Source organism: Algoriphagus sp. A40 (genome assembly GCF_002002735.1).
Lineage (GTDB): Bacteria > Bacteroidota > Bacteroidia > Cytophagales > Cyclobacteriaceae > Algoriphagus.
Genome location: NZ_MUNY01000078.1, coordinates 397,232 through 414,241 on the forward strand (window position 1 = coordinate 397,232; position 17,010 = coordinate 414,241).

The 17,010-nt window shown below is 44.3% G+C and carries 15 protein-coding genes; 7 read left to right on the plus strand and 8 right to left on the minus strand.

The genetic code is table 11. The features are described from left to right. Positions 1 to 100: 100 nt before the first annotated feature. Entirely contained in the window at positions 101 to 1,261 is a 1,161-nt protein-coding gene (locus B0E43_RS21725; RefSeq protein ID WP_077353477.1) for a PQQ-dependent sugar dehydrogenase, read from the minus strand. A 72-nt stretch (positions 1,262 to 1,333) separates the two neighbouring features. Beyond that, positions 1,334 to 2,371, minus strand: coding sequence for a class 1 fructose-bisphosphatase (fbp, locus tag B0E43_RS21730; RefSeq protein WP_077353478.1), 1,038 nt, complete (start codon positions 2,369 to 2,371; stop codon positions 1,334 to 1,336). Positions 2,372 to 2,432: 61 nt separating this feature from the next. On the opposite strand from fbp, the gene B0E43_RS21735 reads away from it, so the two are divergent. Together B0E43_RS21735 and B0E43_RS21740 are read left to right on the plus strand one after the other, a co-directional pair. After that, positions 2,433 to 3,701 (plus strand): aspartate kinase, encoded by a 1,269-nt coding sequence (locus B0E43_RS21735; RefSeq protein ID WP_077353479.1) that lies wholly within the window; start codon positions 2,433 to 2,435, stop codon positions 3,699 to 3,701. A gap of 89 nt (positions 3,702 to 3,790) precedes the next feature. Next, a complete protein-coding gene (locus B0E43_RS21740) occupies positions 3,791 to 4,894 on the plus strand; it encodes a Gfo/Idh/MocA family protein (RefSeq protein ID WP_077353480.1) in 1,104 nt (367 codons plus the stop codon). 18 nt (positions 4,895 to 4,912) lie between these two features. Here the strand turns inward: B0E43_RS21740 and B0E43_RS21745 are convergent, their stop codons facing one another. Genes B0E43_RS21745 through B0E43_RS21755 form a run of 3 tightly spaced genes read right to left on the minus strand, consistent with a single transcriptional unit; the run spans position 4,913 to position 6,778 of the window. Then, the gene (locus B0E43_RS21745) at positions 4,913 to 5,428 is read right to left on the minus strand and encodes a GNAT family N-acetyltransferase (protein ID WP_077353481.1); all 516 of its coding nucleotides are present in this window, start codon (positions 5,426 to 5,428) and stop codon (positions 4,913 to 4,915) included. After that, entirely contained in the window at positions 5,428 to 6,300 is an 873-nt protein-coding gene (locus tag B0E43_RS21750) for a fructosamine kinase family protein (RefSeq protein WP_077353482.1), read from the minus strand. Before B0E43_RS21750 ends, B0E43_RS21745 begins: the two co-directional genes overlap by 1 nt. Next, complete coding sequence (locus tag B0E43_RS21755; RefSeq protein ID WP_077353483.1) at positions 6,293 to 6,778, minus strand: low molecular weight protein-tyrosine-phosphatase; 486 nt, start codon at positions 6,776 to 6,778, stop codon at positions 6,293 to 6,295. The genes B0E43_RS21750 and B0E43_RS21755 overlap by 8 nt, the downstream gene beginning before the upstream one ends. A 301-nt stretch (positions 6,779 to 7,079) precedes the next feature. Between B0E43_RS21755 and B0E43_RS21760 the strand changes: the two genes are divergently transcribed. The 5 genes from B0E43_RS21760 (at position 7,080) to B0E43_RS21780 (ending at position 12,510) form a co-directional block, all read left to right on the plus strand. Beyond that, positions 7,080 to 8,210, plus strand: coding sequence for a 3-deoxy-D-manno-octulosonic acid transferase (locus B0E43_RS21760; RefSeq protein ID WP_254423477.1), 1,131 nt, complete (start codon positions 7,080 to 7,082; stop codon positions 8,208 to 8,210). Beyond that, entirely contained in the window at positions 8,207 to 9,130 is a 924-nt protein-coding gene (gene rsgA, locus B0E43_RS21765) for a ribosome small subunit-dependent GTPase A (RefSeq protein WP_077353485.1), read from the plus strand. The genes B0E43_RS21760 and rsgA overlap by 4 nt, the downstream gene beginning before the upstream one ends. A 54-nt stretch (positions 9,131 to 9,184) precedes the next feature. Further along, positions 9,185 to 9,676: a phosphoribosyltransferase family protein gene (locus B0E43_RS21770; protein WP_077353531.1), complete on the plus strand. Its 492-nt coding sequence runs from the start codon at positions 9,185 to 9,187 to the stop codon at positions 9,674 to 9,676. Positions 9,677 to 9,680: 4 nt separating this feature from the next. Continuing rightward, positions 9,681 to 10,502: a 3-methyl-2-oxobutanoate hydroxymethyltransferase gene (gene panB / locus B0E43_RS21775; RefSeq protein WP_077353486.1), complete on the plus strand. Its 822-nt coding sequence runs from the start codon at positions 9,681 to 9,683 to the stop codon at positions 10,500 to 10,502. A 124-nt stretch (positions 10,503 to 10,626) separates the two neighbouring features. After that, positions 10,627 to 12,510 carry a PQQ-binding-like beta-propeller repeat protein gene (locus tag B0E43_RS21780; RefSeq protein WP_077353487.1) on the plus strand — a complete coding sequence of 628 codons (1,884 nt, stop codon included), beginning with the start codon at positions 10,627 to 10,629 and terminating at the stop codon, positions 12,508 to 12,510. Positions 12,511 to 12,593: 83 nt separating this feature from the next. On the opposite strand, the gene B0E43_RS21785 is transcribed toward B0E43_RS21780, so the two are convergent. The 3 genes from B0E43_RS21785 to B0E43_RS21795 all read right to left on the minus strand — a co-directional run. Beyond that, positions 12,594 to 13,799 (minus strand): glycoside hydrolase family 57 protein, encoded by a 1,206-nt coding sequence (locus B0E43_RS21785; RefSeq protein ID WP_077353488.1) that lies wholly within the window; start codon positions 13,797 to 13,799, stop codon positions 12,594 to 12,596. After that, positions 13,796 to 15,085: a glycosyltransferase family 4 protein gene (locus B0E43_RS21790; protein ID WP_077353489.1), complete on the minus strand. Its 1,290-nt coding sequence runs from the start codon at positions 15,083 to 15,085 to the stop codon at positions 13,796 to 13,798. The genes B0E43_RS21785 and B0E43_RS21790 overlap by 4 nt, the downstream gene beginning before the upstream one ends. 12 nt (positions 15,086 to 15,097) lie before the next feature. Continuing rightward, a partial coding sequence (locus B0E43_RS21795) for an amylo-alpha-1,6-glucosidase (protein ID WP_077353490.1) occupies positions 15,098 to 17,010 on the minus strand: 1,913 nt, incomplete at its 5' end.

Here is a 17,010-nt window from a genome sequence, read left to right on the forward strand (position 1 = left end):
GGAAATAGATTTGAAGGAACGTATTGGAGGCCTAGTTACAACCCTGAGCAAAAAAAAGCCTCCAGGGTTTCCCGGAGGCCTTGATTCCTAAAGTCGCCAATTAGTTGACAGGTAGAATTTTCACCAAAAGTCCAGTAGCCTCAGTGATGGCGTAGATGTAGCCATCGGGGCTTTCGGCTACTTGGCGTACTCGGCCAATGCCAGGAAGCAGTTTTTCTTCAGCGACATGTTTCCCGTCCTTCAACACTACTCTTGCAATGTGTTGTTTCGCAAGTGCTCCAACCAGGATGTTGCCTTTCCAATTGGGGTATTTGTCAGAGGTTACGACCGTGACGCCGCTGGTAGCGATAGATGGTACCCAATAGTGAATGGGTTGTTCCATGCCTGGTTTTTCGGAAGTCTCAGCCAAGATGGTATTGTTGTAATTGATCCCATAGGAGATCACCGGCCAACCATAGTTTTTGCCTTTTTCGATGATGTTCAATTCGTCACCGCCTCTCGGACCATGTTCGGTTTCCCAAAGGACATTGTTTGCTTTGTCAAAGTACAAGCCCTGAGGATTTCTGTTGCCATAAGACCAGATTGAAGCAACGGCACCAGTCGAATCCACAAAAGGATTGTCAGCAGGAATTGTTCCGTCATCATTTACGCGGTGGACTTTGCCATGAGCATTGGTCAGATCTTGGGCATTCATCGGGATGTTGCCTTTGTCCCCGTTAGAGAAGTACATGAAGCCTTCGTTGTCAAATACGATTCGGCTGCCGAAGTGACGGCCTCCCTTCCAAGGTGGTCCAGCTGTGATCAGATCTTCTTGCTGGACGGCGGTGTTACCTTCAAGTTTGAACCTCATGATGGTAGTGGCACCTGTACTGTCTTCGAAATTTTTGGCGTAAGCAATGTAAATCCAGCCATTCTCAGCATACTTTGGATGAACAGCCACGTCAAGCAAACCTGCCTGATTCACCGCATGTACGGCGGGTAATCCCTGGATTTTTTCACCGGTAAAAGCGTCGTCTTTAAAAATCAGGATTTCTCCTTTTCTCTCAGTGACCAGCATTCTGCCATCTGAAAGCCAGGTCATTCCCCATGGATTTTCAAATTCGGTAAAGAGTGTGTCAACTTTGATCAGCATCCTTTCGGTCTGCGTGGTAAAAGCCACGTCATTCGATGCAACTTCAGTTTCTTTGGGTGCGCAGGAAGTTCCTAGTGAAACTGTCCCCGCAAGAATTACAATAGATAAATAATGTTTGTTTAAAGACATATTTTCGGGATTTTTCAGAGTGTAAGTTAATGCGAAAGTTTCGGATTCAGAATATAATCTTGTTTAACGGCTCTATCCCGTGATTTCTGTTTCTGAAATTTGAACCAATTGCTCTGCATCTTCAACCATCAATGCCGAACCAATAAACAGGGGAGTTCTTTGATGTAGGTCTTCGGGCTGAATATCCAAAATGCGCTGCTTTCCGTCACTTGCTTTTCCCCCTGCCTGCTCAATGATGAAGGCCAGTGCATTTGCCTCGTATAGAAGGCGAAGCTTTCCGTTTGGGTTTTTCAAGGTTGCCGGATAAAGGTAAATTCCTCCTTTCAGGAGATTTCTGTGAAAGTCCGCCACCAAGCTTCCGATATAGCGGGATTGATAGTGTTTTTCCTTGCAGCTTTTTACAAAGGAAGTTATCCCAGATTGCCACTCGTATTCCAATCCTTCGTTGATGGAATAAATTGTTCCGGTTTGAGGAGCCTGAATATTGGGGTGGGAAAGGAAAAATTCACCCAAACTCGCCTCGTAAGTAAACCCGTTAGTCCCGAAACCGGTGGTATAAACCAGCATCGTGGAAGATCCATAAAGCACATACCCCGCAGCGACCTGTTGATTGCCGGGCTGCATGATATCCTCCGAAGTGATCGGACTTCCAACCGGAGTTTTTCTTCGATAAATCGAAAAAATTGTCCCAATGCTGATGTTCACATCAATATTGGAACTGCCGTCAAGTGGATCGATGGCGACCACATATTTGCCGGAATTGTTTTGCAGATCGATCACATCATCCTCTTCTTCCGAAACAATGGCACAAACTTCGCCGCCTTTGCTCAAGGCACGCATAAAACGGATGTTGGCAATGACATCAAGCTTTTGCTGCTCTTCACCTTGGATATTGGTTTGGCCAAAAGCACCGCCTATATTGGACAGACCGGCACGGTTAGTTTCGCGATTGACTATCTTAGCCGCAAGAGCAATGTCCCGTAAAAGTTGGGACAATTCTCCCGAAGCAAATGGGAAATCGCTTTGTTTGAGTTTGATAAATCGGTCTAGCGTAACTCCGACTGAATAGGCCAGGTTACTTTGATCTGGTTGATAAGGTAAGGTTTTCATTCTATTCTCAGAAAAGTACAATAATTGGGTTTATACCCACGAAAATTAGGAATTATTTCTTATGGCAAAAACCTTGATCTATAAATTTGGCGGAGCCTCTGTCAAAGATAGCGCAGCAGTCAAAAACTTAACAGAAATTCTCCGTAATCGATTGCGAAAAAACATGGTTGTTGTGGTTTCGGCAATGGGAAAAACTACCAACAGTCTGGAATCCATCCTTTCTAAAAAGTTAAACGGAGAAGATTTTTCTGAAAATAGTGCAATTTTAAAATTATTTCATCAGGAAATTTGTCGGGAATTGTTCCCGGAGGGGCATTCGGTTTTCCCCCAACTGGACAATCTTTTTTTTCACTTGAACAACCTTTTAGAAAAAAAGCTTTCCAGAGAAAATTACGACGAGTTCTATGACAGTATCGTAGGTTTTGGAGAACTGGTTTCTTCCCGGATTGTGGCAGAATACCTGTGTTCTCAAAGTTTAATCGTCCTTTGGCAAGATGCCCGGGAAGTGATTCACACAGATTCTGATTTTCGCTTTGCAAAAATCGACTGGGAGAAAACGAGAAATTCCTGTCAGGCAAGCTGGAAACCGATCCTGGAGAATTTTCCGATTTTGACCCAAGGATTTATTGGTTCGGACCCAAAAGGCAGATCAACGACTTTGGGAAGGGAAGGGTCGGATTTTACGGCTGCTATCTTGGCCAAAAGTTTGGATGCCGGGTCTGTAACGATTTGGAAAGATGTTCCAGGAGTACTCAATGCCGACCCTAAACTTTTTCCAAATACCAGGAAGTTTGAGGAATTGGGCTATCGTGAAGCAGCTGAGATGACTTATTTCGGGGCTTCGGTAATTCACCCAAAGACAATAAAGCCTCTGGCAAATGCCGGAATTCCGCTTTTTGTAAAGTCATTTCTGGATCCGGAAGCTCCCGGAACAAAGATTCATGCCAATGCCGCGTCACACCATGTTCCGACAATTGTTTTGAAGAAAGACCAAATCCTAGTGAGTTTCAAAGTGACGGATTTTACCTTCATCGAGGAAAAACACATTCACAGGGTCTATGAGCAACTTCAGGCCTTGAAACTCCGGGTGAATATGCTTCAGCTTTCGGCTATCAGTATTTCCATTGTGATTGATGCTCAGCTTTTCAAACTGGAACAATTGCTTGAAAAACTAAAATCGGAATTTGAGATCCGATACAACGAAGGACTGGAGCTTTTGACGATTTTACATCCCAAGCAGGAGGAAATTCCTACTTTTCTTGAAGGATTTGAAATTCTGTTAGAGCAGGCTTCCAGGAATACCTTTCAGGTAGTTCGTCGGAAAGTCTGACCGAATTTTTCAAGTCTCAAAATCCCAAGATGAATTCACTCAGGGATTTTTATAAATTGAGAAAAACAAACTCTTAAGCCACCCATCCGATGAGCACCAGAAGAATTTTTCTCCAAAAAGCCGGACTTTCCACTTTAGCCCTGAGCCTGCCATTTGCAAATTCACTTTCAGCTATGAATACTGACAAAGAAGACAAAGTCCTCCGAGTGGCCATCATGGGGCTCGGAAGCTACGGAACCCGTGTCGCGGAAGCCATGAAAGACTGCAAACGCGCCAAATTGGTTGGAGTCGTAAGTGGGACGCCTTCGAAGGTGGAAACCTGGAAGCAGAAATATGGGATTCCAGACAAAAACTGCTACAACTACGAAACCTTCGATCAGATCAAGGACAACCCGGACATCGATGTGGTCTACATGACTACGCCAAATTCCCTTCACAAGCCACATTGCCTCAGTATCGCAGCGGCAGGTAAGCATGTGATCAGTGAAAAGCCGATGGCGCTCAATGCTGCTGAAGGCCGGGAAATGGTAGCTTCATGTAAGAAAGCCGGGGTTCATTTGCTAGTTGGCTATCGCATGCACTTTGAAGCGAAAACGCTGGAGGTGGTTCGTCAGCAAAGAGCCGGTGAGTTTGGAAAAACCTTGTTTTTTCAGGGCCTGAGTGGATTTATAATCGGGGATCCGACACAATGGAGACTTGATCCTGCACTTGCAGGCGGAGGTGCCATGATGGACATCGGAGTCTATTCGATCAATGGGGCGAGGTATATGTTGGGAGAAGAGCCGACTTGGATTACAGCCCAAGAGGTGAAGACCGACCCTGTCAAATTCAAAGAAGGTGTGGATGAGACGATTACTTTTCAGATGGGCTTTCCTTCGGGTGCAGTAGCCTCTTGCCTCTCAACCTACAGTCTAAACAATCTAGATAAGTTTTACCTAAACGGGACCAAAGGATTTGCAGAAATGCAGCCTTCTACAGGCTATGGTCCGATCAAAGCTTGGACCAACAAAGGCCCAATCGAAGCAGAGCATATCACCCATCAGACGACTCAAATGGATGAAATGGCTGCGATTATTTTGGATGGGAAAAAGCCGCTAATACCTGTGGATGGGGAAGAAGGATTGAAGGATTTGGTGATTGTGGATGCGATCTACGCCGCTGCCAAATCTGGAGAGAAAATCAAGTTGGGATAGACTTTGATTTTATTGGGATTAATAAGGCGGCTGGTCAGGATTTATAGTCAGCTGCATAAAAACCAGATTCAGCCATTTGCCAAACTTGAAGGCAACTTCTGGAAATCTTGCGACTTCCTTGAACCCCAATCTTTCGTGAAAGCGGTAGCTGCCAAGATTCTCTGAATCCATTCCGGCTATCATCACATGATATCCTTGATCAGTGGCAATTTGTATGAGCTGTCTCATCATTTCAGAGCCCAAGCCTTGACCTTGGGCTTTTTTGTTGAGATAGATGGAATGCTCAATAGTTCTGCGATAGCCTGGTTTGGCGCGGAACATCCCATAGGTGGCATAGGCACAGACTTCGTCTCCTATTGTTCCAACCAAGACTGGAAATCCCGCCGAAAGTTTATCCTCGAACAGTTTCTCAACCTCTTCCAGTGGCTTGGGGTCATAATCATAATTATGAAAAGTGTTCAGTATAGCATCGTTGATGATATCCCGGATTGCCGGAGCATCATTTTTGTGGTAGGGTCGGATTTGAAAGCTCATTATTGAAAACGTTTGAGGATTTTTTCAATTCCCGGCAAGTATGCAGTGCCAAAGAGATTCAAGTGAACCAATAAGGGATAGAGATTGTAGATTCCCATCCGGCTTTCGAAGTCAGGTTCTAATGGGTTTATAGAATCGTAGGCCTCGTAAAATCTGGAATCAAATCCTCCAAAAAGCCTGGAAAAGGCCAAATCCATTTCTCTGTGTCCATAATAAACCGCCGGATCGATCAGACAGGGTTGGCCTTCACCGTCGCAAATTACATTTCCGGACCAAAGATCCCCATGAAGTAGAACTGGCTTTTCCTTCGGGAAAATGGAGTCAAGTTTAGGGTAAATGGCTTGGAATTTTTTCAAGAAATCCAATGGAATCAATCGGTCGAAATAAGATCTTCCCAGCATAGGTTCGAGCCGTTGTTCGATGAAAAAGTCCAGCCAAGTGTCAAACTGATGGTTTTTTTGGTGTAAAGAGGCGATGTAATTATCCGTTTCAAGGCCAAATTTCTTGGCTTTATTGAGGTGCAGTTGAGCTAGCCCCAGCCCTAAATTTTCCCAATAATTCAACTGTTGCCGGGCGGAAGGAATAAACTCGGAAAGCAGGTAATTGTAATCCTCGATTCTCCCGTGCCCGAAGGTTTGGGGGATTTTCAGGAAAGTCGATTTGCGCAGGAGTTGAAGCCCTTCAGCTTCCTTGACGAGGATTTTTTTTTCGTGATCGAAGTTGAGCTTTAGGAAAAAAATGCCCTCCGAGGTTTCAAGTCTGATTCCCTGATTGTGATTGCCCGCTGCGATCAAACTCGCGGATTTCAATTGGGCCATCGGACCCAGTGTTTCAAGAATTACCTGTTCGTAGATCTCGTGCTGATCAAGCATAGAGTTGATGGACCTCTTTGATTTTTGTCAGGAAGCTTTCGATAGATTCATCCAGGATCTGAAAGATCTCATCAAAGCCTTCCTCCCCCCCATAATAAGGGTCAGGAACAGGCAGTCCCTCCCATCCAGCCACAAAATCCCGCATAAGAAATATGTCTTTTTCAGGGAAATTGTACTTGATTTTCAGGTTGTTGAGATTGCGCAGGTTATTATCATCCATCGCGATGATGTAATTGAAATCCCTGAAATCGGTCCGGTTGACCTGGCGGCCCCGATGCGTGATAGTTAGTCCTTTGCGATTGGCGCATTTGATTGATCTCTCATCAGGAAGCTCCCCAATGTGATAGTCAGAAGTGCCTGCACTGTCGGATTTGAATTTACGTGACAACCCCAAAGCCTGGATTTTATGGTTAAAAATGGCCTCAGCAAGCGGAGATCGACAAATATTTCCCAAACAGACGAATAGAACTTTAATCATATAAAGGAATCAACAAGTGTTGATTTAAGGCTATTTATTAAGTAGGTAAGCTTTGAAAGTAAATATTTTTTAGGGCATTTTCACAAGGGCAAATTCAATTTTGCCATTTTTTTTTATCGGATTTTAAAAATCCCTCATTTTAAGAAAAAATGCAGATTTGAGTTTGAATGGCTATTTTTGAAGGATGAATTTGCTTTACCGCCTGATTTTATTTCTTGTTCCGGGTATTTTGTACTTGTTAAGGCCCTTTTCTACAAAGCTGAATCATTTTTTGGAAGGTCGGAAATATATTTTTTCAAATTTGGAAAATTTCCGGAATTCAAATGCCGGTCCGCTAGCTTGGTTTCATGTGGCCTCTTTGGGAGAATACGAGCAAGCCCGTCCGGTAATTGCTTCTCTAAAAACCAAAAGACCCGAATTAGCCATTTTGGTAAGCTTTTTCAGCCCTTCAGGATATGATCATGTGATCAAAAAGCCGCAGCCTGATGTGGATTTCATCACTTATTTGCCCTTGGATAGGAAAAGCTTTGCTGAAAAGTTTGTAGAAATATTGAACCCCGAACTTGCATTTTTTGTCAAATACGATCTTTGGTATCATCATATTCAGGCCCTTAAAAAGCGCCAAAAACCTGTCTTTTTGATTTCCGCAAGTTTGCGAGAGGATCATAGTTTTTTTGGCTTTTTTGGATTCTTTTTTCGTCAAAATCTATTTGTCATGGATTGGATTTTTACCCAAAACCAAAAGAGCCTTGAACTGTTGAAAAGCATTGGATATGCCAAAACCTCTCTGGCGGGAGATACCCGATTTGATCGGGTGGAGGCTACTGCAACTTCCCCAAAGGAGCTGCCTGAAATCAGAGATTGGGTTGGAAATCGGCAGGTTATTGTTGTGGGTTCGGCTTGGGAAGAGGATATGAAGCTTCTGATTCCTTTGATCAATTCCCGGCCCGAATCCCGCTGGATCATTGCCCCTCATGACTTGAATCCCGAACCAATAGATCGCTGGAGAAATCAGTTGCAGTCAGAATCCAAGAAATATTCCGAATGGAATCCTTCTGATACCAATTCGGTGCTTTTCATAGATAACATTGGGATGCTTTCTTCCCTTTACCAGTTTGCCAAAATAGCCTATGTGGGCGGTGCCTTTGGAAAGGGACTTCACAATATTCTCGAGCCCCTTGGCTTTGGAAAGCCGGTGATTTTCGGAAAAGTCAAAAAGGCCTCCAAATTTCCTGAAGCAGAACAAAGCGTTTTAGAGGGTTGTGGGTTTTCTGTATCGGATGAAAAATCCCTTTTGGAAATTTTTGAGAAATTGGAGAAACCGGATTTTTACAATAAATCCGTCGATTCTGCCCAAAATTGGGTAAAATCGAACCTTGGCGCGGCAAATCGGATTGTCGATAAAGTAACAGAGTTAATCCCAAAAAAATGAAAGGCAGAGTCATCAAGTCCACCGGAAGCTGGTATATCGTTCAAGTAGAAGGGAAAGTGATTTCGGCCAGACTGAAGGGGAAGTTTAAACAGGACGAACTCAAATTGACCAACCCCATCGCGGTAGGGGACTGGGTGGAGCTGGAAAAGGAGGCTGGACAAGAAACTGCGGTCATCTCTGAGATTTTGCCAAGAGAAAACTACGTGATCCGAAAATCCACCCGAAAGCAGCATTTTTCACACATCATTGCGAGCAATTTGGATCAGGCGATTTTAGTCATCACCATGAAAAAGCCCAGAACTTCGCTTGGATTTATCGACCGTTTTTTAGTCAGCACTGAGAGTTTTAGGATTCCAGCGATCTTGGTTGTAAACAAAATGGACCAGTTGGAAGGGGAGGATGAGGCAGAATGGCTTCAGGATATTCATGAGATCTATGAACCTCTGGGATACTCGGTTTTAGAAGTTTCCGCCTTAATGGAGCAAGGCCTGAAGGAAAAGTTTTTGCCATTTATCCAGGGGAGGTCCAGTTTGATTGCAGGACATTCCGGAGTGGGAAAATCAACACTTTTGAACGCATTGGTTCCCGAAGCAAAGCAAGATACCAAGGAGATTTCAGGATACAGCGCCAAAGGAGTCCATACGACCACTTTTGCGGAGCTTTTTTCAATTGCAGAAGGTGGAGATTTGATCGATACTCCCGGGATTAAAGAGTTTGGAATTTTGGATGTTGAGGAAAACGAACTTTCCCACTTTTTCCCTGAGATGAGAAAATACCTCGGGCAATGCAAATACAATAACTGCACCCATATCAACGAGCCCGGATGTGTTGTGCTGCAAAAACTAGAGCAAGGATTTATCCATCCCTATCGGTACCAAAACTATGTGAATATTCTCCACGAGGAGGACAGTCACCGTTGATTGGCTTTGAATCCAATGCAAATTGGACTAATTTTCATTTTTCAAAATCATCCTATGAGCGAAGTACTCAATCATAAGCAAGTCGGGCAAAAAATCACCCGAATGGCTTTCGAAATTTATGAGCGTAATGTGAATTCTTCCGGAGTTGTATTTGCAGGAATTACCGGTATGGGCATGAGCTTGGCTAAGTTATTGGCCGATGAGTTGAAGCGGATTTCCCCAGTCAAGGTGGAATTGGTAGAGGTGATTTTGGACAAAAAGGCAGTTTCCAAATCAGAAATTGAATTGTCTAAATCCCTGGATCTGATCAATAAGACCATTATTTTGGTAGATGATGTGCTCAATACCGGCAAAACATTGGTCTATGCAATGAAGCCATTTCTGGATCAGGAAATTCAAAAAATGGAAATCGCCGTATTGGTCAACCGCAGCCATGGACTTTTTCCGGTAAGGCCTGATTACACCGGTTTTGAACTTTCCACCACTTTCAATGAGCACATTCGAGTGGATGTCTCAGGCCCACAACATTCTGTCCAGCTACACTAATCCAATGTCTGTACATTCCTCAGCGAATCTCAAGCGTATTACCACTCATACCCTACAGGAAATGAAAATCCGTGGGGAAAAAATCTCCATGCTCACAGCATACGATTACTCCATGGCTAAAATCGTGGATGAAGCTGGCATTGACATCATTTTGGTGGGAGACTCGGCTTCCAATGTAATGGCTGGTCACGAGACTACACTGCCGATTACCTTGGACCAAATGATATATCATGCCTCTGCTGTGGTCAGAGCGGTGAAGCGGGCATTTGTGGTTGTGGATATTCCATTTGGAAATTACCAGGGTAACAGCTCAGAGGCACTAAGATCAGCTATCCGAATCATGAAAGAATCCGGTGCTCATTCTGTCAAAGTTGAAGGCGGCTCAGAAATCCGAGAATCTGTGGTCAGAATACTCAGTGCAGGAGTTCCTGTCATGGGACATTTGGGACTTACACCTCAGTCGATTTATAAATTCGGAACTTACACTGTTCGGGCCAAAGAGGATGCCGAAGCACAGAAACTCCTCGAGGATGCGAAAATGTTGGAAGAATGTGGCTGCTACGCGATAGTTTTGGAGAAAATTCCTGCTTCATTGGCCAAAAAAGTGGCTGAAGCTGTAGCCATTCCAGTGATTGGAATCGGTGCAGGTGGGGGAGTTGATGGACAGGTTTTGGTCATGCATGACATGCTTGGGATCACACAGGAGTTCAAACCTCGTTTTTTGCGTCAATATGCGGATTTGCAGTCGGTCATGAAGGACGCATTCAAAAGGTATATCAAAGACGTGAAGGGAAAAGATTTTCCAAATGAGTCGGAGAGTTACTGAACTTTAAATTCAATAAGAGCGAAACACCTTTCTGAGGTGTTTTTTTTTGCCCATCCAAATACGGCAAATGGCGTATTCCCTACCACTTTGACTCCAGTTAGCTTTGATCAAAAATCTTTTTATCATGAAAAAACTACACAAATTCACCCGAATTGTATTCCTCTTAGGCCTCTTTGCCCTTGGGATTCCAAACCTTGGTTTTGCTCAGGAACCCGCCTGGAAATTGGTCCTGGAAAAGGAAATCGAATGGACTCTTCATACCTCCAATAAGATCCTACTGGTAGGTACATCGGATTGGGGACTGCATGGCATCGATGCCAATTCAGGAAAATTGCTTTGGTCCAATGAAGACCTTTACAACTCTGCCAAAGCCTTGAAAGGTCCGGATGGCAAGAAAGTCGGATACACCTCAGACCTGATCCGGGTGCTTCATGATCCCACTGACGAGTTGGTCTCTGACTTTGCCATCGTCAAGTACACAGACAATATCGCGGTCAAAAACTTTGTGGTGATCAACATCCGCACGGGCGAATTGGTTATGAATCCCAAAATGGCAGGAATGCCAGTGGTTAAAGTAATTGGTCCGGAGATCGCTACCTTTCATTACGACGGATCAGATTACATCCCTGACCTAAAGGGAGTCGTGATCACCGCAAGCTGGGAGGATTTGGCTACTGCCGGCAAACCTTACATGCAGGTAACTAAGTTTGTGGACTTGGAATCCGGCAAAGTTTCCTGGGAAAATAACCAGGTTTCATCCAAGTTTTTGCCAGTGTTGACCGATGACAAAAACCTGATTTTCATCGGAGAAAAAACTGCCGCTAAAATCGATGCAAAGACCGGACAACCGATCTGGTCCATCGAAGTGGCGGATAAAAAGAACAATTTTGAGGCTTTTGATGCCAATATTCGTTTGACTGAGGGCTATTTCTACCAGAAAAAAGGGAATCAGGGAGTAGTGACTGCAGTTGATCTGAAGACCGGAAAATCACTCTGGGAAAAACCCCTGGCCACTAAAGATGCTCCCGTGCTTACTGCCGAAAATTTTGGGGTAATTGTCGCAGACGAGAAGAATTTTACCCTGATGGAAGCTGAGACAGGCAATACCAAATGGACTGCCAAAAAATTGAGTGGTGTGGTGGTTGACCTTGGCAAAGACTGGGGCATAGCTGTCGGTGAAAAAGACAAATACCTGACTGTGCTAGACAAAAATACAGGAGAGGAAAAGTGGTCCGAAAAAGTGAAAGGAATCCGGATTGACCAACTGACCGGGGCTGGATTGATGTTCACCAACGAAGATGGAAGTGTGGGACTGTTTGGGTTTGATGGTAAACCAGTATGGAGCGAAAAAGACATGATCAAGGGCCCTGGCGTATTGAGAGCCAAGCCGTCACTGGATCAGGAGGTCTTTTATGCAGACGAGAAAATTTACCATGTCAATCTGGTAACTGGAGAGAAAAAAGTCATCATCGACAAAGTTGAATTTGAAGAAAAAGAAGTACCGGATAATTTGGAATTCACCGGTTCAAACTTTGTTCTTTCGTCCAGCCAAAATATGCTTGGATTTGACGAAAACGGCACCATTCTGTATCAGGATCATTGGGCTTCTCCAAAAACCAGCTTGGCAGGAAGGATAGCCATGAGAACAATGCAGGTGGCAATGGTGGCTATGGCTTCAGCTGCTGCATACAATCAGGGATATGCAGGAAACAATACTTCGCTTGGAAAGCAATACGGAAATCAGCGGGAGTTTTTCGAAGACATGTCAAGTGCCTTTGGCGATGTAGCCAATCAGCGGTTTAAAGCATCACTCAACAAGGGATTATACAGCTTTATCCTAACTGATGTTGGAGAAGGCGTTGGCTTGGTGAAAGTGGACAAGGTAAATGGCAAAGAGGAAGGGAAAATTGTCCTGAATGACAAAGAGCCGATCTACGATTCAGATCCGGAGAATGGAATGATTTTTTACAAGCCTACCAAGAAGGAAGTCTTTGGGTATGTGTTTTAAGCGTATATAACCTAAAATGAAAAAATCCCGGCTTTAGGGATTTTTTCATTTTAGTCAAATTAGATTGCCGATTGATGAAAGCATCAACTTTTGAGTTCTTCCTTCTTTTGCTTCACCCTTAGCATAAAATCACTCAGCACATTCATGTAATTGATAAAGGCGTCGTAAGGAGTATCGTATGGGCTGAAATACTCGTGGACAGAGCCATCGGAAAAGAATTTGGTACACATGTAGTAAAAGTGATCCGAGGTCTGCAAATATCCCCAGTCACGCTTGATTTCCGGATCATCCAGGTCTTTGACGAGTTTTTCAAGTTCATACAGTCGGTCAAAAGCTTCGTCCTGCATATCATTGCCGAGCCAGGCTGTCAAATCCCGTTCTTCATCTGCCCAAGAAATGGGTACAGGCACGTGGATTTTGCTCACCGGAGCCACTTTAGCGGCTACTTCCGAAGGTGTGGAAAAGGTGAAACTGGAATGATTCAGGACAGCTTCTGGAAGGTGTCGCATAAATTCAAAGATTCCAGTCTCGGCCCACTGGTGTTCCCCGAATGTTTCATAATCCATGAATAGGTTCAGAACCTGCTCCTCCTTGGGAATTGCGTTGATCCATTTGACGAATTTTTCAGTGGTCAAAGGAAAATCAGCCCAGGTTTTGTTGCTGAAGCGAAAAGCGATGTCATCCGAAAGCAGGAAGTTTTTGAGCAAAACTTTCAGTTTGGGCTCGATTGCGTTGGAGTAGACGTAATTGGGGCTTTTCCAGCCCAGAATATGCTTGGCTCCTTCGGTCAAAACTGCCTCATAGCCTAGTTCTGCCACCATTGCACCGATCTGATCAGAATAGATTAATTCAGTATTTCTGAAGACTTTTGGTGTATATCCATTGAATAGTTCCTTGATACGGTCCTGGTGTTTTTTGACCAAACTGTGAAATTCTTCTTTGCTTTTCAGAGCCGCAAGTGAGTGAGTGTAGGTTTCATTCAACAGTTCGACCTGGCCTGTAGCCACCAGCTTCTGGAAACTTTCCAAAACATCAGGTGCATAGGCTTCCATTTGATCCAGGAAGGTGCCGGATAGCGAAAATGCCACTTTAAATTTCCCCTGATATCGGTGAATCAGCTCTAGCAGAAGGGAATTCATAGGTAAATAGCACTTCTGAGCTACTTTGCGAATCACGTTTCGATTTAAGAAATCATCCCAATAATGGTGGTCTTCCCCAATGTCAAAAAATCGGTACGGTTTCAATCGAAAAGGCTGATGCACCTGAAAGTAAAAGCAGATGGTTCTCATGATCGTTCGGCTAAAGTTTTTTCGTAGACAGTTACTAATTTGGCAGCCACATGCTCCCATTTCAATTTCTTCAATTCCTCGCTCCCTAGTTCTTTGAACATTCGGGATATCCCGTCATAGTGGAGGAGGGCAAAAATGGCATCCGCCATCGCATCCACATCCCAAAAATCGACTTTGATTGCATTTCTTAATACCTCGGCAACACCGGATTGCTTCGAGATAATAACCGGTGTATTGTGTCGGACTGCCTCAAGCGGAGCAATGCCAAATGGTTCTGACACGGATGGCATCACATAGACATCGGATATGGCATACATGTGGTCTACATCGTCTCCTTTTAGAAATCCGGTGAAGTGGAATCTGGTTGCCATTCTCAATTCGGCCACGCGATCGATCATTCTATTGAGCAAATCTCCATTACCTGCCATCACAAAGCGGACATTGGGATCCCGGTCAATGACTTTTTTGGCAGCCTCCACAAAGTATTCCGGACCTTTCTGGAAAGTAATCCGACCCAGAAAAGTCACAATTTTTTCAGGGACTTTTTTCTCGTATTCAGATTTGATAATACTGGCATCCAATACGGCATTGTGAAGCACGGTCACCTTACTGGCCGGAACACCGTATTTTCTCACCAAAATATTCTTGGTAAGCTGACTTACTGCAACGATGTGGTCTGCCGCATGCATTCCTGCCCGCTCAATGTCGTAGACAGGTTGATTTACACTTTCACCCGATCGGTCATATTCGGTGGCATGCACGTGGACTACCAGGGGTTTTCCGCTGATTTCTTTTGCTGCGATTCCTGCAGGAAAAGCCAGCCAATCGTGAGCATGAATGATGTCAAAATTGTTCTTGTCCCGGGCGATTTGTGCAGCAACCAATGCATATCGGGACACTTCCTCCATCAGGTTTTTACCGTACTTTCCGCTGAATTCAAACTTGTTGGAAAAGATGCTTTCATCCACGTCGGTACGGTCGTGGATGGCATAATCGGTGAATCTCTTAAATTCCTCAGGGCCCAAATAGGGCACCAGAAAACTGCTGACTTCCAGATAGGTGAGGTTTTTCCAGAATTTCTTGAATCGCTTTTCTCGGTAATCTATCCTTACGTCGCTGGCATTGACAAAATCAGCCAAAGGTTCTTCATCGCCCCAAAGTTTGGGCACAACAAAGATCACCTGCTGGTTATGGTGGTTCATTCCTTTTACCAAGCCATAACAAGCCGTGCCTAATCCTCCGGAAATATGAGGTGGGAATTCCCACCCAAACATTAACACCTTCATAAAAAAGTCATTTTAAATCCTTTTGACTAAGTCCATCATTCTAAGCAATTCTGCCACACTCCAAGCCTGGGAAACGGACCCTTTAGGCCGGTGAGGAGGGTCCCCGTCATAAATCTCAGCCACCGTTCCGATTCCATATTGGGTCATGACTCCGTCAAAACCTTTAATTATTTTCTGGACAAAGTTTTTTGCAGCTTTTCCATGGAGCTTAAGATATCCTTCCGCAAAATGCCCCAACAACCAAGCCCAGACTGTTCCATTGTGATAGGCATGGTCTCTGCTGATCTGATTCCCAAAATAATAGCCCTTGTATCCTGGATCATCAGGTGACAGGGATCGGAGTCCACGAGTTGTCAAAAGCTTGGACTTCACGATTTCCAGGATTTTATCATTTTTCTCCTCGCTTAGCATAGTGTAAGGCAAAGAGGTCGCGAAGAGCATATTCGGCCTTATTGACCAATCCTTTTCCTCTCCATTGATTACATCGGCAAGGTATCCATAGTCCCAAGACCAAAATTCCCGGTCAAAGGATTCTCTAACCTTTGCAGCCAATGTGGCATACTCCAGTTCTCCAGTCAATTCATGGAAAAAGGACAGAGCATTGTACCAAAGGGCCTGGATCTCCACGGGGCAACCAACTCGTGGCGTCACAGGTCCATCAGGAGTAATGGCGTCCATCCAGGTAAGAGCGACATCCTCCCGTCCTCCCCAGATCAGTCCATCATCCTGCATATGGATATTGTATTCTGTTCCGTGTTTGTATCCTTCAATTATCCCCCTGAGTTTTGTAAGGTAGCGATCCTGAATGGTCTTTTTGTCCCCTGTGTATACAATGTACTGCTGTAGGGTCCAAAAGAACCAAAGTGGAGCGTCCATTGAGGTCATGTTGGTGAAATGGCCGCTTCCGATATTTGGAAATAATGGCCCTTTCAGGTCTCTGGCCATGGTGTCCATGATTTCAAGAAAAGTCTCTGTATCTCCACCGGAAAGAGTCAGTCCCGGAGCAGCAAGAAAAGTATCTCTTCCCCACCAGCCAAACCAAGGGTAACCTGCAATGATCCGGGTATCTCCATCTCTTCTTCGGATAAATTGTCCAGCCGAATTTCTCAGACAGTTTTCAAAGTTGTTTCTTGGGATTCGCCGTGCTATTTCTTTTTCAAACGCATTTTCCCGGGTGGAGGGATCTGCCTCAGTCAGACCAGCTGAAAATATCACAGACTCGCCTTTTTTTATTTCAAATTCAAAGTATCCCGGCACAAACAAGTCCTCCTGGTATTCGTACCCACGCTCTCTCTCCTGAATGTATTCAATGTTGTAATACCATTCAGGATTGGAGACAAATTCACCTTTTTTGGAAAGCTGAAGGAAAAGAGGATCGTATTGTGGATATAGCTTAAATTTTACTCCATTTGGCGCTTTTTCAAATTCCTTTTTAATCAGATCATTGGCTTTCATAAGATTGTGATAGCCTCGGAAAGCCAAAAATGGCTGAATCCGGATTTTAGTCGGGGAATGTGCTTCCAACAAAGTGTATCGTAACATCACTCTGTCTCGATTGGTATCCAAGATAAGTTCCTTTTGAAGCAAAACACCTCCGACTCGATAGGTCAATTTCGGGATAGGTTCGGAATCGAAATCCTCCAAATATTTGTGGCCTCTTGGGGAGTAATTACCCGGAAATTTGCTGATACCAAGGTTGAAATTAGCTCCATGCTGGATTACTGTCTCATGGACTGTTGACAGTAGTACATGGTTCTGGGAATCGATCTGAGGTTGCGGAACCACCAGTAAGCCATGATACTTACGTGTGTTACATCCGATAATGGTGGTGCTGGTATAGGCACCTGACCGATTCGTCCGAATAATCTCCCGATCAAGGGAGTAATTCAGATTGATTAATTGGGTTTTATCAAAGTGGATATAAC

Coding starts and splice junctions, on each gene's coding strand:
- B0E43_RS21785 (WP_077353488.1), bottom strand. CDS start 13,799: ATGAGAACCATCTGCTTTTACTTTCAGGTGCATCAGCCTTTTCGATTG.
- B0E43_RS21770 (WP_077353531.1), top strand. CDS start 9,185: ATGAGCGAAGTACTCAATCATAAGCAAGTCGGGCAAAAAATCACCCGA.
- B0E43_RS21755 (WP_077353483.1), bottom strand. CDS start 6,778: ATGATTAAAGTTCTATTCGTCTGTTTGGGAAATATTTGTCGATCTCCG.
- rsgA (WP_077353485.1), top strand. CDS start 8,207: ATGAAAGGCAGAGTCATCAAGTCCACCGGAAGCTGGTATATCGTTCAA.
- B0E43_RS21735 (WP_077353479.1), top strand. CDS start 2,433: ATGGCAAAAACCTTGATCTATAAATTTGGCGGAGCCTCTGTCAAAGAT.
- panB (WP_077353486.1), top strand. CDS start 9,681: ATGTCTGTACATTCCTCAGCGAATCTCAAGCGTATTACCACTCATACC.
- B0E43_RS21750 (WP_077353482.1), bottom strand. CDS start 6,300: ATGCTTGATCAGCACGAGATCTACGAACAGGTAATTCTTGAAACACTG.
- fbp (WP_077353478.1), bottom strand. CDS start 2,371: ATGAAAACCTTACCTTATCAACCAGATCAAAGTAACCTGGCCTATTCA.
- B0E43_RS21790 (WP_077353489.1), bottom strand. CDS start 15,085: ATGAAGGTGTTAATGTTTGGGTGGGAATTCCCACCTCATATTTCCGGA.
- B0E43_RS21780 (WP_077353487.1), top strand. CDS start 10,627: ATGAAAAAACTACACAAATTCACCCGAATTGTATTCCTCTTAGGCCTC.
- B0E43_RS21725 (WP_077353477.1), bottom strand. CDS start 1,261: ATGTCTTTAAACAAACATTATTTATCTATTGTAATTCTTGCGGGGACA.
- B0E43_RS21745 (WP_077353481.1), bottom strand. CDS start 5,428: ATGAGCTTTCAAATCCGACCCTACCACAAAAATGATGCTCCGGCAATC.
- B0E43_RS21740 (WP_077353480.1), top strand. CDS start 3,791: ATGAGCACCAGAAGAATTTTTCTCCAAAAAGCCGGACTTTCCACTTTA.